Annotated in this window: 17 protein-coding genes; 4 read left to right on the forward strand and 13 right to left on the reverse strand. The window is 66.6% G+C overall.

What is annotated here, in order from left to right; translation table 11 throughout:
* Window positions 1-75: 75 nt before the first annotated feature.
* The 5 genes from fghA to ABDZ95_RS00605 are packed head-to-tail and all read right to left on the reverse strand — an operon-like array spanning window position 76 to window position 3,152.
* A complete protein-coding gene (fghA, locus tag ABDZ95_RS00585) occupies window positions 76-930 on the reverse strand; it encodes an S-formylglutathione hydrolase (RefSeq protein ID WP_343788753.1) in 855 nt (284 codons plus the stop codon).
* The gene (locus ABDZ95_RS00590; RefSeq protein WP_343788756.1) at window positions 927-1,340 is read right to left on the reverse strand and encodes a type II toxin-antitoxin system VapC family toxin; all 414 of its coding nucleotides are present in this window, start codon (window positions 1,338-1,340) and stop codon (window positions 927-929) included. Before ABDZ95_RS00590 ends, fghA begins: the two co-directional genes overlap by 4 nt.
* Complete coding sequence (locus tag ABDZ95_RS00595) at window positions 1,337-1,564, reverse strand: FitA-like ribbon-helix-helix domain-containing protein (RefSeq protein ID WP_343788759.1); 228 nt, start codon at window positions 1,562-1,564, stop codon at window positions 1,337-1,339. Before ABDZ95_RS00595 ends, ABDZ95_RS00590 begins: the two co-directional genes overlap by 4 nt.
* Before the next feature lie 40 nt (window positions 1,565-1,604).
* Window positions 1,605-1,985, reverse strand: a complete 381-nt coding sequence (locus ABDZ95_RS00600; protein WP_343788762.1) for a VOC family protein — start codon at window positions 1,983-1,985, stop codon at window positions 1,605-1,607.
* Window positions 1,986-2,045: 60 nt separating this feature from the next.
* Entirely contained in the window at window positions 2,046-3,152 is a 1,107-nt protein-coding gene (locus ABDZ95_RS00605) for an S-(hydroxymethyl)glutathione dehydrogenase/class III alcohol dehydrogenase (protein ID WP_343788765.1), read from the reverse strand.
* Window positions 3,153-3,435: 283 nt separating this feature from the next.
* Here ABDZ95_RS00605 and ABDZ95_RS00610 point away from each other — a divergent pair, with 283 nt between their 5' ends.
* Window positions 3,436-4,155, forward strand: coding sequence for an NAD-dependent deacylase (locus tag ABDZ95_RS00610; protein WP_343788768.1), 720 nt, complete (start codon window positions 3,436-3,438; stop codon window positions 4,153-4,155).
* On the opposite strand, the gene ABDZ95_RS00615 is transcribed toward ABDZ95_RS00610, so the two are convergent.
* From ABDZ95_RS00615 to ABDZ95_RS00635, 5 genes are all read right to left on the reverse strand, one after another.
* Complete coding sequence (locus tag ABDZ95_RS00615; protein ID WP_343788772.1) at window positions 4,152-4,724, reverse strand: manganese efflux pump MntP; 573 nt, start codon at window positions 4,722-4,724, stop codon at window positions 4,152-4,154. The two genes, ABDZ95_RS00610 and ABDZ95_RS00615, sit on opposite strands and share 4 nt — an antisense overlap.
* Before the next feature lie 210 nt (window positions 4,725-4,934).
* Window positions 4,935-5,258 (reverse strand): YnfA family protein, encoded by a 324-nt coding sequence (locus tag ABDZ95_RS00620; protein WP_343788775.1) that lies wholly within the window; start codon window positions 5,256-5,258, stop codon window positions 4,935-4,937.
* Between the two features lie 155 nt (window positions 5,259-5,413).
* Window positions 5,414-6,181: an RNA methyltransferase gene (locus ABDZ95_RS00625; RefSeq protein WP_343788778.1), complete on the reverse strand. Its 768-nt coding sequence runs from the start codon at window positions 6,179-6,181 to the stop codon at window positions 5,414-5,416.
* Between the two features lie 118 nt (window positions 6,182-6,299).
* Entirely contained in the window at window positions 6,300-7,328 is a 1,029-nt protein-coding gene (locus ABDZ95_RS00630; RefSeq protein ID WP_343788781.1) for a phospholipase C/P1 nuclease family protein, read from the reverse strand.
* 48 nt (window positions 7,329-7,376) lie between these two features.
* Window positions 7,377-7,961 carry a glutathione S-transferase family protein gene (locus tag ABDZ95_RS00635; protein ID WP_343788784.1) on the reverse strand — a complete coding sequence of 195 codons (585 nt, stop codon included), beginning with the start codon at window positions 7,959-7,961 and terminating at the stop codon, window positions 7,377-7,379.
* Window positions 7,962-8,169: 208 nt separating this feature from the next.
* Between ABDZ95_RS00635 and ABDZ95_RS00640 the strand changes: the two genes are divergently transcribed.
* Window positions 8,170-8,775, forward strand: coding sequence for a 3D domain-containing protein (locus ABDZ95_RS00640; RefSeq protein ID WP_343788787.1), 606 nt, complete (start codon window positions 8,170-8,172; stop codon window positions 8,773-8,775).
* A gap of 38 nt (window positions 8,776-8,813) precedes the next feature.
* Here ABDZ95_RS00640 and ABDZ95_RS00645 read toward each other — a convergent pair whose 3' ends face one another.
* Window positions 8,814-9,563, reverse strand: coding sequence for an SDR family NAD(P)-dependent oxidoreductase (locus ABDZ95_RS00645; RefSeq protein ID WP_343788790.1), 750 nt, complete (start codon window positions 9,561-9,563; stop codon window positions 8,814-8,816).
* 104 nt (window positions 9,564-9,667) lie between these two features.
* The gene (locus tag ABDZ95_RS00650) at window positions 9,668-9,991 is read right to left on the reverse strand and encodes an Mpo1-like protein (RefSeq protein ID WP_343788793.1); all 324 of its coding nucleotides are present in this window, start codon (window positions 9,989-9,991) and stop codon (window positions 9,668-9,670) included.
* A gap of 137 nt (window positions 9,992-10,128) precedes the next feature.
* Here ABDZ95_RS00650 and ABDZ95_RS00655 point away from each other — a divergent pair, with 137 nt between their 5' ends.
* Window positions 10,129-11,043, forward strand: a complete 915-nt coding sequence (locus tag ABDZ95_RS00655; RefSeq protein WP_343788796.1) for an MBL fold metallo-hydrolase — start codon at window positions 10,129-10,131, stop codon at window positions 11,041-11,043.
* Between the two features lie 4 nt (window positions 11,044-11,047).
* Here ABDZ95_RS00655 and ABDZ95_RS00660 read toward each other — a convergent pair whose 3' ends face one another.
* Window positions 11,048-11,707, reverse strand: a complete 660-nt coding sequence (locus ABDZ95_RS00660) for a winged helix-turn-helix transcriptional regulator (protein ID WP_343788799.1) — start codon at window positions 11,705-11,707, stop codon at window positions 11,048-11,050.
* Between the two features lie 120 nt (window positions 11,708-11,827).
* Between ABDZ95_RS00660 and ABDZ95_RS00665 the strand changes: the two genes are divergently transcribed.
* Window positions 11,828-12,175 carry a DUF1428 domain-containing protein gene (locus ABDZ95_RS00665; protein ID WP_343788802.1) on the forward strand — a complete coding sequence of 116 codons (348 nt, stop codon included), beginning with the start codon at window positions 11,828-11,830 and terminating at the stop codon, window positions 12,173-12,175.
* The last annotated feature ends 5 nt before the right edge of the window (window positions 12,176-12,180 follow it).

Below are 12,180 nucleotides of genomic sequence, written 5' to 3' on the forward strand. Positions count from 1 at the left end.
CCCATCTGCTGCTGCGCGACCGTCGGGGTCGCGAACATCAGGGCCAACGCCGCGAGGATCGGCAGTTTCATCCGCTCAGCCTTTCAGTCGCGTCGCGTGGAAGGCGATGTGGTCGTCGATGAAGCTGGCCATGAAGAAATACGAGTGGTCGTAGCCCGGCTGCATCCGCACCGTGATCTTCTGACCCGACGCCTTGCCGGCTTCGACCAGCAGCTCGGGTTTCAACTGTTCGACGAGGAAGGGATCGGCGTCGCCTTGGTCCACCAGAATGTCGTCATAGACGCCCTGCGTCGCGCCGCCCTCGATCAGCAGGGCTGCGTCGTGACGAGCCCATGCGGAGCGGTCGTCGCCCAAGTAGGCGCCCAGCGCCTTCTCGCCCCACGGGCAGCGGGTCGGGGAGCTGATCGGCGCGAAGGCCGAGACCGACTGGAACAGCTCCGGATGGTTCAGCGCCAGCGTCAGCGCCCCGTGCCCGCCCATCGAATGGCCGAATACCGAGCGGGTCTTCGTGGTCGGGAACTGCGAGTCGATCAACTCGATCAGCTCGCCGGTGACATAGCTCTCCATGCGGAAGTGCGGCGTCCATGGCGCCTGCGTCGCATCGACATAGAAGCCCGCGCCCTGCCCCAGGTCATAGGCCTCGTCGTCCGCCACGCCCCCACCCTTGGTATCGGGGCCCCGCGGCGAGGTGTCCGGCGCGACGATGATGACGCCATGCTCGGCCGCGGCCTTGTAGGCCCCGGCCTTGGTGGTGAAGTTGTCCTCGGTGCAGGTCAGGCCCGACAGCCAGATCAGCACCGGAAACGGCCCCTCCCCGCCGGGCGTGAAGACCGACAGGGTCATCGGCGTGCCGGTGGTGGCGCTGTCGTGCTTCAGATAGCGAAGCGTGCCGCCGTGGACGGCATTGGTCTTGGTGGTTTGAATCGTCATGATCTCGACCCGATGAACTCCACTGCGATGTCCAGCGCGCGCGCCTTCTCGGCCAGCCGCTTGTCGGCCGTGACCAATGGGCAAATCTGCTTCTGCGCAAGCGCCAGATAAAGGCAGTCATAGACCGGATGATCCAAGTCCGCTGACAACCGCTGTGCACGCTCCAACAACTCGCTGTCCGGCGTCAGATCGATGAGTTCCGCAAGCACGGAGACGCCCTCGCAGGCGTCTTCCAGCTGGACGATACCGGCGCGAACATACTTCCAGAGCGCGTTGGCGACCTCGGCCTGAACGAGTGCGGGCGCCGCTCCCTCATAGGTCTGCTGGACTTCCAGCGCCGCGCCGAAAAACGGATCGGCTGCTATGTACCATTTCACGATGACGTTGGCGTCGAATACGGCGACGCTCAACGGTCCCGATCCTCCCGGATCATGGCCGTCGTATCGAGGGCCATGCCTCTCGTTTGTTCACGAATACGTTCCGCCACACGCTGAAAGCGCTCTTCGGCGGCGTTCGCTTCCCGAATGGCCATGTCCCGGAATTTCTGCTCCAGCGACATGTTCTCGCGTTCGGCGATGCGCTTGAGCCGCGCCACCACCGCATCATCCAGATTGCGAACCAGAACCTGAGCCATGCAGGAATGCTAGCACACTGCTAGCATTCCTGCCAGCAGATCACTTGGGCCTGTGCAGGGCACATATCTTGTTGCCCGACGGATCGCGCAGATAGGCCAGATGCAGGGTGCCGAACGGGCCCTCGCGCAGGCCGGGCGGATCCTCGATCGACGTGCCGCCCGCCTCGACGCCGGCGTCGTGGAAGGCCTTCACCGCCGCCTCGTCGCGCGCGCCGAAGCCGATGGTGCCGCCGTTGGCGTGACACGCCGGATCGCCATCGATCGGCTTGCCGACCGCGAACGCGCCCCGCGCCGTCCGCCACCAGTAACGCCCCTTGCCGTCCGACTGCCCCGGCTCGATCCCCAGCGCGCCGAGCGTCGCATCATAGAATTTCCGCGACGCCTCGATGTCGTTCGCGCCCACGGTGATGTGTGTGAACATAGGTCCCTCCCGATCAGATGAAGCGATCTGACACCAGTCAGTTGTTTTTGGCAACTATGATCAGAACACCACCACCGAGCGGATGCTCTTGCCCTCGTGCATCAGGTCGAAGGCCTTGTTGATATCCTCGAGGCCGAAGGTGTGGGTGATCATCGGGTCGATCTCGATCTTCCCGTCCATGTACCAGTCGACGATCTTGGGCGTGTCGGTGCGGCCCCGCGCGCCGCCGAAGGCCGAGCCCTTCCAGACGCGGCCGGTGACCAGCTGGAACGGACGGGTGGCGATCTCCTTGCCGGCCTCGGCCACGCCGATGATGATGCTCTCGCCCCAGCCGCGATGGCAGGCTTCCAGCGCCTGACGCATGACCACGGTGTTGCCGGTGCAGTCGAAGGTGTAGTCCGCGCCGCCGCCGGTCAGCTCGACCAGATGGGCGACCACGTCGGACACCTCCTTCGGATTGACGAAGTGGGTCATGCCGAAACGACGGCCCCACTCTTCCTTGTCGGCATTGATGTCCACGCCGACGATCATATCGGCGCCCACCATCTTCAGACCCTGGATGACGTTCAGGCCGATGCCGCCCAGGCCGAAGACGACGGCGTTGGCGCCCGGCTCGACCTTGGCCGAATTCACCACCGCGCCGACGCCCGTGGTCACGCCGCAGCCGACGTAGCAGGCCTTGTCGAACGGCGCGTCCTTGCGGATCTTCGCCAGGGCGATCTCGGGCAGGACGGTGTAGTTCGAGAAGGTCGAGCAGCCCATGTAGTGGGCGATCGCCTGCCCCTTGTAGCTGAAGCGCGAGGAGCCGTCCGGCATCAGCCCCTTGCCTTGCGTCGCACGGATCGAGGTGCACAGGTTGGTCTTGCGGCTGAGGCACGACTTACACTGGCGGCATTCCGGCGTGTACAGCGGGATCACGTGATCGCCGACCTCGACCGAGGTCACGCCCGGCCCGACTTCCACCACCACGCCCGCGCCTTCATGGCCGAGGATGCTCGGGAAGATGCCCTCGCTGTCCAGACCGTCCAGCGTATAGGCGTCGGTGTGGCAGATGCCCGTGGCCTTGATCTCGACCAGCACCTCACCGGCGCGCGGCCCTTCCAGATCGACCTCGACGATCTCGAGCGGACGTTTCGCCTCGAAGGCGACGGCGGCGCGGGTTTTCATGGCGGGGAGCTCCTGAACAATGCGGGCCGAGGGGTCGCATCAGCGCCGCCGTGTTTCAACCCCCTGCGGGTCGAAGGTTCGTCACAACGGACACCACGAATTCGCAAAGGACACCACGGGGCCGCCGCCTGTCCTCTCGGGTGGCGGGCCAGTGGGCTTTGATAGGTCGCTTCGCGACCGATCGTCGTGGAAACACGCTCGATCCCGTCGTGTCCTTTGTGAATTCGTGGTGTCCGTCGTGATGAACCCTTCACCCTCAAAACCAGACCCGATAACCAGCCTCATGCCCCACGGAAACCTCGTCATCCTCACCGGCGCCGGCATCTCGGCCGAGAGCGGGGTGCCGACGTTCAGGGCCAGCGACGGCCTGTGGGAAGGCCACCGGATCGAGGAGGTGGCGACGCCCGAAGGCTTCGCCGCCAATCCGGCGCTGGTGCAGGACTTCTACAATCGCCGTCGCCGGCAGCTGGCCACCGTCCAGCCGAACGCTGCGCACCACGCCCTGGCCGAGCTGGCCGCGCGGTGGGAGGGCGACTTCCTGCTGGTGACCCAGAACGTCGACGACCTGCACGACCGCGCCCACGCCCTGATGCCGCCGGGTCCCGGCTTCGAGCTGCTGCACATGCACGGCGAGCTGCTGAAGGCTCACTGCACGGCCACGGGCGGCATCATCGATTGCCCCGGCGACCTTGAGCCCCGCCACGACAGCCCGTTCAGCAGCGAGGGCTGGCTGCGCCCGCACATCGTCTGGTTCGGCGAGATGCCCCTGCGGATGGAGCGGATCGAGGCGGCGCTGGCCGGGTGCGACCTGTTCGTCTCCATCGGCACCTCCGGCGCCGTCTATCCGGCCGCCGGCTTCGTGCAGATGGCGAGCCTGTCCGGCGCGCGGACGCTGGAGGTCAATCTGGAGCCCTCGATGGGCGCGCGCCTGTTCGACGAGGGCCGATATGGTCCGGCGACCGAACAGGTCCCGGCCCTCGTCGACGAGTTGCTGGCCGGTTAGGCCAGCCAGCCCATGTGCTCGGCGAGGATCGACGCGCCGATAATGATCAGCGCCACGCCGCCGAAGAACTCGGCGATCTTGCCGAAGCGCGCGCCGACGGCCTTGCCGATCAGCATGCCGATGGTGGTGAAGACGAAGGTCGTGAAGCCGATCGACAGGGCAATGATCCAGATGTTGGCGCCGATGAAGGCCAGCCCCACGCCCACGGCCGCCGCGTCGATCGAGGTGCCGACCGCCGTGGCGATCAGGGCCAGCATGCCGTTGCGGGCGGCTCGCGCGCCGTGATCGTCCTCGTCGACCGGCTGGAAGGCTTCCCACAGCATCTTGGCCCCGACCGCACCCAGCAGACCGAAGGCGATCCAGTGGTCGATCTGCTCGACGAAGCCGGCGGCGATCATGCCCAGGCCCCAGCCGATCAGCGGCGTCATGGCCTCGATCACGCCGAACACCAGTCCGTTGCGGATGGCGGTGGCCACAGGGGGACGATTGGCGGCGCCGCGGCCGACGGCGGCCGCGAAGGCGTCGGTGGACATGCTGACGGACAGCACCGCGATGGAAAGAGGAGTCATTCGAATTGAATCCGCCGGACGCATGAGACAGCGCGCTCACGTCCCCGCCGGTTGGGGATCGCAAGGCACGCTGGTCTCGCCAGGCGGATGACATCCGCTGATCGCGCCACGGGCCCGAAAGCCACGAGTATGTTGACGCGAACCCGGCCTTTATGGGCGCCGGCGGCTACTCCCCAACGGCGCGGCGTGTAGCTGAGACGCTTCGGAGGATCAACCGCGCGGGGCGAAGAGAATTACCCCCGCGCCAATCAGACACACCGCCCCGCCGATCAGGTCCCAGCGATCCGGTGGGCTCGTCTCGACCACTGCCATCCAGATCAGCGAGGCGCAGATATAGACCCCGCCATAGGCCGCGAACGCCCGCCCCGCCGCATCCGTCGGGACCAGCGTCAGCAGCCAGGCGAAGGCGATCAGGGCGGCCACGCCGGGGATCAGCCACAGCGGCGATCTGTCCAGCTTCAGCCAGACCCAGAAGGCGAAACAGCCGGCAATCTCGGCGAGGGCCGCGAGAGGGTAGATCAGGACCAGTTTCATCTTACCCCACTCAGCTTCGCTTACCCCACTGAACGCCGTCATCCTCGGGCTTGACCCGAGGATCGGTCCATAAGGCTGCGCCTTGGTTTGCAGCGAAAACGCAGGCGGACAATCCGACCCTCGGGTCAAGCCCGAGGGTGACGGAGCAAAAAAGACTACTCGTCCTTCTTCGCCGCCATCTTCGCCAGCAGCCGTCCGCGGCCTTTCGCCAGCGCATGGATCACGCCCCGGAACGTCGCCACCTCCTGCTCGCTGAAGGCCGACCGGCCCAGCATGACGCGCAGGTTCTGGGTCATGGAGCGCTTCTTCTCGGGCGGGAAGAAGAAGCCGCCCGCCTCCAGCTCGGTCTCCAGATGCTCGTACATCCCGACCAGCAGGTCGTTGGACGCCGGCGGATCCTGTTCGCGGAAGCGCGGCGGCGGGGCGTCGAGGATCAGGGTGCGCCACTCATAGGCATTGATCGCCACCGCCTGCGCCAGGTTCAGCGAGTGATGCTTCGGATCGATCGGAATGGTGGTGATGCCCGAGCACAGGGCGATGTCCGTCGTCTCCAAGCCTGCGCGCTCGCCGCCGAACAGCAGGCCGGTCTTCAGCCCCGAGGCGGTGTCGTCGTACAGGACTCGGGCGCTCTCGCGCGGCGTCCGCACCGGCTGACGCGTCTCGCGCGGGCGGGCCGTGGTAGCGAACACCGTGTTCAGGTCAGCGACCGCCTCGGCCACCGTGTCGAACACCTTCACGCCCTCCAGCACCCAGTCCGCGCCCGAAGCGGTGGCCCAGGCGCGATCCTGGGGCCAGCCGTCGCGCGGACTGACGAGGCGCAGTTCGGACAAGCCGAAATTGGCCATGACCCGCGCCACAGAGCCGATGTTGTCGGCCAACTGGGAGCGATCGAGGATGACGACGGGAGGGGTCAGGTCGGACATGGGCAACGCAGATGAAGACGTGAAAGGTGCTGGTGAGCGAAGAGGTGAGCCGCTTGCGTGACCGCCAAACGCAGCCCCGCTCACCACTTGCTCACTAGCACCCTTCACTCGCCCTGGATCAGTCCTCGCCGACCATGGCGATCCACGGATCGGCCGTGCCGGCCTCGACCTCGGCGACCTTCACCGCCGGCCAGCCGATGCTGTCGTCGGCCGAGTCGCGCCAGGCGAGGATGAACATGTCGCGCAGCTCGGCCGCGCCGGCGCCCAGGCGGGCGATGGTGAAGGCGGCGGCGTCATCGCGATTGTCACGGAAGGCGCCGGCCTTCTCCAGACGGTAGAAGGGCGTCACCTGCGACAGCGTGGCGCGCAGATAGGCCGCCGTGCGCGGACGCATGTCGAAGCCCTCAAGTTGCGGCGCGGCCATGGCCGCCTCGACGGCGTCCAGACGGGCGACGCGAGCGGTGAAGGCGCCCTCGAAGGCGCTGTGCGTCGAGCGCGCGGTGGTGAAACCTTCCGGGTTCGGCGTGTTCCGGTCCCAGCCGTTGTAGTGGATGGTGGTGTGGTGCGGCTGCGAGCCGTCGCCGATGTAGTGACCCAGTACGCCCATGTCGCGCAGGATCAGGGCCTCGCGACGCTCGCGGTCCACCCGGTACCAGGCGCGCTTCGTGGCGTCGGTTTCGCGAGCTTCCTGAGCGTTCAGCACGCGCCAGTAGGCGAAGTCGCGGACCAGATTCTGATAGCTGTCCCAGATGGCGTAGGGCAGGTAGCCGGCGTCATCGACATCCAGACCGGCGGCGATCAGGGCCGCGTCATATTCGGACTTCAGGCGCGGCAGGTTGTCGATCGACGGACCCTGCGGGTTGAAGACGAAGCCGTTGTCATCGAGATCGACGAAGTGGGCGGTGTCGCGCTCGCGGTCGTGCGGCTGGCCGGCGCCCTTCCACCGATCCGGCTCGCGGGACAGTTCGCCGACGTCGGCGGCGGCGCCAGGCGTGCGCAGGAAGGCCGGCATCTCCTCGGGCAGGGCGCGCATGGCGGCGATGCCGATCAGGCGGTGGCCGGTGTTGCCCCAGGCCGAGACGGCGGCAGGAACGGCGACGGCAGCCAGCGCGCAGACGGCGGCGGCGGCAAGGGCGATGCGCTTCATGGAGGAGCTCCGGCGAATGGTTCGCCTGCCCTACCCCAAAGCCTCGCTTCAAGAAATCCCGAAGGCCGCCTCCGTGCGTGCGACCCATGCGACGATGTTCGGGTAACGCGTCAGGTCGAAGTCGCCCTCGGGCGCGACGCGGGTGTAGGCCACCAGCGAAAGGTCAGCGAGCGTCGGAGCCTCGCCAACCAGCCAGTCCCGTCCCTCCAGCGCCTGCTCCATCCGGGCAAGGGCCGCATGGCCCCGCTCCATCAGCCGCGGCTCGATCTGGTCGGCCGACCGCCCGGCGATGGCGCGCTGAAAGCGGACGACGGCGATGTAGGGCTCGTGGCTGTACTGCTCCCAGAACAGCCATTCCATCATCCGCGCCCGATCATAGGGACCGGCCGGCACGAAGCGGCTGCCCTCGCCGAAGTAAAGCAGCAGGGCGTTCGACTGGGCCAACGGGCGGCCGTCTTCCAGCACCACGGTCGGCGTCTGGCCAGCCGGGTTCAGGGCGAGGAAGGCTTCGGAGCGTGTTGCGCCGGAGGTGACATCGGTCTCGATCCACTGATAATCGAGCCGCATCAGATCGAGCAACCACTTGACCTTCAAACAGTTGCCCGAACGATTATCACCATAGACAGTAAGCATATCACCCCAGCAACGTATTCCTGAACTGCGAATACAGCCTACATGTTTGCCTGAAACGGCACAGCCTGAATCCACTTAACCATCGAGAAGCGGCACTTATCCACGAAGATGGTGGGGGCTGATCTGTCGCGCCCGGCTTTCGACACAATTGGAAACGAAAAGCCAGCCGCCGGACGCGTCTGGGGCCGGTGATTCCGTGAGTTCGCATATGCTCAGCTCAGCCGCTGCGCTCGCCCTGATCTGGGCGATGGCCTTCCCTGCCTCGGGAGAGCCGGTGTCGTACGAAGCCGCCGTTGCGGCCGATCGTGCGGCTGCCGTTTCAACCGTCTCCGCCGATGAAGGTTCCAGCAGCGACGCGTTCGAGCTGACGGACGAACAGGAAGCCCTGATGGGGCAAAACGCCGACTGGAGCGCCTCGGCGCGCCTGTATCACGCAGGTGGCGGCGGAGCGACGGGCAACGACTCGCTGGGTTGCCGCCCGATCGCCATGCGCACCGTGGCCGTGGACCCGCGCTACATCCCGCGTCGCACCCGCCTGTTCATCCCGGAAACCGTGGGCCTGCGGATGTCGGACGGCGCCCTGCACGACGGCTACTGGTACGCCTCGGACACTGGCGGCGCGATCAAGGGCCAGAAGATCGACCTCTATACCGGCCACGGCCGCGGCTCGATGCGCCCGGCGATGCGCCTGAACATGCGCACACTGACCATCGTGGACGCCGGAAACTTCGATGGCTGCCCGCCGTCGTGGGACAGCCAGCCCAGCGCGACCCTGATGGCTTCGGCCGCCGACAACATCGGCGCCTCGCAGTAAGCAGAAGCCCGGCCCCTTCGAGCCGGGTTTTCGCTTTTTCAGACCTTGAACGACAGGAAGCCGTCGTCGACCGGCACGGTCGCGCCGTTGATGGCCGACGCCGCGTCGGTGAACAGGAAGGCGACCACGCTGGCGACCTTCTCCGGCTGGATCAGCCGGTTGTGCATATGCTGGGCGGCCAGCGGTGCCTTGACGCTCTCGTCCTCGCCCAGGATCGGCGTGTCGATGAAGCCCGGAGCCACGCCCACGACCCGGATGCCGTGCTCCGCCAATTCCAGCGCGCCTGACCGGCTCATCGAGACCACCGCGGCCTTGGCGGCGTTGTAGTTGAAGCTGCCGCGCGCGGCGACCGAACCATAGATCGACGCCGTGTTCACGAACGTCCCCTTGGCGCCCAGCGCGACCATCTTCTTCGCGCCGTAGTACAGGCCGTAATAGACGCTGTGCTGATCGACCTCGATGACCTTCAGGTAGGAGGCCGGGTCCATCTCGAGGAAGGGCTTCACCAGACCGATGCCCGCGTTGTTGAACATGCCGTTCAGCGTACCCAGCTTCTCGACCGCGAACTCGACCAGAGCCTCGACGTCCTCGGCCTTCGACACATCGACCTTGTAGGCGAACGCTTTGACGCCCAGGGCCTCGGCCTCGGCCGCGACGGCCTTGGCGCCGTCGATGTTGAAGTCGGCGACGATCAGATTGGCGCCCTTGCCGGCGAGGGCGAGGCAGGCCTCGCGGCCGATGCCGCTGGCGCCGCCCGTGACGATGATTGCCTGATCCTTCATTTCCATCCGGAAGCTCCTCTATTGTGGAGCTCGTCATGTGGTGCGGCGCAGCATCAGATGCAGCGCCGCTCTCCGGGATGTGAACCGGAAAACGCGGTTTGTCCGGTCGATCAGAACTTCCGCTTGCCGCTGACCGTCTCGAAGAACATCCGCCAGTCGCCCATCAGGCTCCACAGCGGATACTTGAACGTGGCCGGGCGGTTCTTCTCGAAGAAGAAGTGGCCGACCCAGGCGAAGCCGTAGCCGATCAGCGGCATGGCCAGCAGCCACCACGGGTTCAGCGTCGCAATCGCCAGCGCCAGTGCGACCAGCACCAGCGCCGACCCCACGATGTGGATCCGCCGGCAGATCTGGTTCGAGTGCTCGTGGATATAAAAGGGGTAGAAGGCCTCGAACGACGCGAAACGCTCGCCGGGCGCGGGCTGGGTGCTCATCGAGCCGATCCTCCGGTTTCCTCGCTTTTCGTCGAGCCTTTCACGTTTGAACGCGCCAGACGAGCCCTTGGCCGCAAAAGCGTTGCCGCCCCGATGTCGCCCGCCTCATGGCTGGGAAAACATTGATCGGAAACGCCATGAAATCGCTCCTGACCGTCGTCGCCCTGATGGCTCTCGCAGGCCCCGCCCTCGCCCAGACCGCCCCAACGCCCGCACCCGCGCCGCCCGCCGCTCCGCAACCGCCGCTGCAGGTCCAGCGCCTGGCGACCAATGTGAACGTGGTCATCGGCGACGGCGGCAACATCCTGGTGCTGAACGGCCCCGAGGGCGTGCTGCTGGTGGACGCCGAGTTGCCGCAGGGCGCACCGCGCGTGATGGCGGCCGTCGCCGCGATCGATCCCACGCCCCTGCGCTTCGTCATCGACACCCACTGGCACGTCGATCACACGGGCGGGAACCGCTACCTGACTGGCCAGGGCGCCGTGATCATCGGCCATGACGCCGTCCGGAAACGCCGGATGGAGAACCAGACCCTGCGCGTCTACAACGCCACGGTTCCGGCGGCCCGCTATCCCGAGAGCCTGCCGATCCTGACCTTCGACAACACCATGACCCTGCACCTGAACGGCCAGACCGTTCGGGCCTTCCATGTGCCGGGCGCCCACACCGACGGCGATGTGCTGGTCCACTTCGTCGAGGCCGACGTGATCCACATGGGCGATGTCTACTTCGCCGGCATGTACCCGTTCATCGACACCGGCTCTGGCGGCCGGGTGCAGGGCATGATCGCCGCCGTCGACCGCGTCATCGCAATGTCCGACGAGGACACGAAGATCCTGCCCGCCCACGGCCCCGTCGGCACTCGTGCAGACCTGATCGCCTACCGCGACATGCTGGTGCGGGTGATGAACACGGTGCAGGCGGGCATCAACGCCGGCCAGACGCTGGAGCAGATCCAGGCCTCCCGCCCTGCGGCGGCATGGACGCTTGCGGGCGAAGCCGACCCCTTCATCGCCGTCGTCCACGACAGTCTGACGCTGCCGGCAAGCTAAGGCCTCACCCCGCCTTGGGCGGCAGTTCGAAGAAGGTGACGAAGCGGTCGAACACGGCCGCCTCGCCCCGCAATGCGCCCGCCGGCAGCGGCGCGCCGCCATAGACCGCTCCCGCGATCTCCTCCGGCGAGACGGTGAGCACCACGCTCGCCGCCTCCGCCTCGCCCCGGCGCACGGTCAGCAGCCGATCCGCGACCGTCAGGACGAAGCTCTCGTCCCCGAACCGGAAGCCGATCGACAGGCAGACATCGCCCGCCTTCGCCGGGTCGAACATCGTCTTCAGCGACAGCATGATCGACACGGGGCTGAGCGGCATGGTCGGATCGTGCGCCGGCGACCGCGCCGCCCATTTGCCCATGCTGCTGATGAACGGCTCGGCCTCCAGCCCCCATCCCGTCAGCTCGTAAACCTGCACCGACGCCGGCGGCGGCAGGCGGCGGCGGACCAGCAGGCCCGAGGCCTCCAGCCCCTCCAGCCTCTGCGTCAGGACATTGGCGCTGACGCCCGGCAAGCTGGCCCGCAGGTCCCCGAACCGCTTCGGCCCCAACATCAGTTCGCGCATGACCAGCAACGCCCACCGCTCGCCGATCAGGTCCAGCGCATGGGCCGTGCCGCAGGCGTCGTCGTAACGACGAACAGTCTTAGTTACTTTTTCTAACTTCATGCTTGCATAAAATAACACTGTCAGGCAGAAGGCTCAAGTCGCGGGCCAACGGAGCCTGCGGGCCGTTTCCGTTTTATCCACAGGCGCGCGGCGCGCCTTTTTCAGACCCGGAGACCACCGATGAGCTTCCTCGACATCACCGTCATCCCCGTCCCCGCCGGCAACAAGGCCGCCTATCTCGAGCACTCCCGCAAGACGACCGTCTTCTTCAAGGAAGCCGGCGCCACCTCCATCACCGAGTGCTGGGGCGAGGACGTTCCCGAGGGCAAGGCCACCGACTTCCGCAAGGCCGTCGACCTGAAGGACGGCGAAGTCGTGTGCGTCGGCTGGATCACCTGGCCCGACAAGGCCGTCCGCGACGCCGCCTGGGAGAAGCTGATGACCGACGAGCGCATGATGGGCATGGAGATGCCGTTCGACGGCAAGCGTATGATTTTCGGCGGTTTCGACGTCATCGCCGAGGGCTGATCCCC

The organism is Brevundimonas kwangchunensis, assembly GCF_039523815.1.
GTDB classification, from domain to species: Bacteria; Pseudomonadota; Alphaproteobacteria; order Caulobacterales; family Caulobacteraceae; genus Brevundimonas; species Brevundimonas kwangchunensis.

What these genes read in the sequence shown, in the direction of transcription:
- fghA (WP_343788753.1), bottom strand. Translation starts at nt 930, where the DNA reads ATGACGATTCAAACCACCAAGACCAATGCCGTCCACGGCGGCACGCTT.
- ABDZ95_RS00595 (WP_343788759.1), bottom strand. Translation starts at nt 1,564, where the DNA reads ATGGCTCAGGTTCTGGTTCGCAATCTGGATGATGCGGTGGTGGCGCGG.
- ABDZ95_RS00600 (WP_343788762.1), bottom strand. Translation starts at nt 1,985, where the DNA reads ATGTTCACACACATCACCGTGGGCGCGAACGACATCGAGGCGTCGCGG.
- ABDZ95_RS00605 (WP_343788765.1), bottom strand. Translation starts at nt 3,152, where the DNA reads ATGAAAACCCGCGCCGCCGTCGCCTTCGAGGCGAAACGTCCGCTCGAG.
- ABDZ95_RS00610 (WP_343788768.1), top strand. Translation starts at nt 3,436, where the DNA reads ATGCCCCACGGAAACCTCGTCATCCTCACCGGCGCCGGCATCTCGGCC.
- ABDZ95_RS00615 (WP_343788772.1), bottom strand. Translation starts at nt 4,724, where the DNA reads ATGACTCCTCTTTCCATCGCGGTGCTGTCCGTCAGCATGTCCACCGAC.
- ABDZ95_RS00620 (WP_343788775.1), bottom strand. Translation starts at nt 5,258, where the DNA reads ATGAAACTGGTCCTGATCTACCCTCTCGCGGCCCTCGCCGAGATTGCC.
- ABDZ95_RS00625 (WP_343788778.1), bottom strand. Translation starts at nt 6,181, where the DNA reads ATGTCCGACCTGACCCCTCCCGTCGTCATCCTCGATCGCTCCCAGTTG.
- ABDZ95_RS00630 (WP_343788781.1), bottom strand. Translation starts at nt 7,328, where the DNA reads ATGAAGCGCATCGCCCTTGCCGCCGCCGCCGTCTGCGCGCTGGCTGCC.
- ABDZ95_RS00635 (WP_343788784.1), bottom strand. Translation starts at nt 7,961, where the DNA reads ATGCTTACTGTCTATGGTGATAATCGTTCGGGCAACTGTTTGAAGGTC.
- ABDZ95_RS00640 (WP_343788787.1), top strand. Translation starts at nt 8,170, where the DNA reads ATGCTCAGCTCAGCCGCTGCGCTCGCCCTGATCTGGGCGATGGCCTTC.
- ABDZ95_RS00645 (WP_343788790.1), bottom strand. Translation starts at nt 9,563, where the DNA reads ATGGAAATGAAGGATCAGGCAATCATCGTCACGGGCGGCGCCAGCGGC.
- ABDZ95_RS00650 (WP_343788793.1), bottom strand. Translation starts at nt 9,991, where the DNA reads ATGAGCACCCAGCCCGCGCCCGGCGAGCGTTTCGCGTCGTTCGAGGCC.
- ABDZ95_RS00655 (WP_343788796.1), top strand. Translation starts at nt 10,129, where the DNA reads ATGAAATCGCTCCTGACCGTCGTCGCCCTGATGGCTCTCGCAGGCCCC.
- ABDZ95_RS00660 (WP_343788799.1), bottom strand. Translation starts at nt 11,707, where the DNA reads ATGAAGTTAGAAAAAGTAACTAAGACTGTTCGTCGTTACGACGACGCC.
- ABDZ95_RS00665 (WP_343788802.1), top strand. Translation starts at nt 11,828, where the DNA reads ATGAGCTTCCTCGACATCACCGTCATCCCCGTCCCCGCCGGCAACAAG.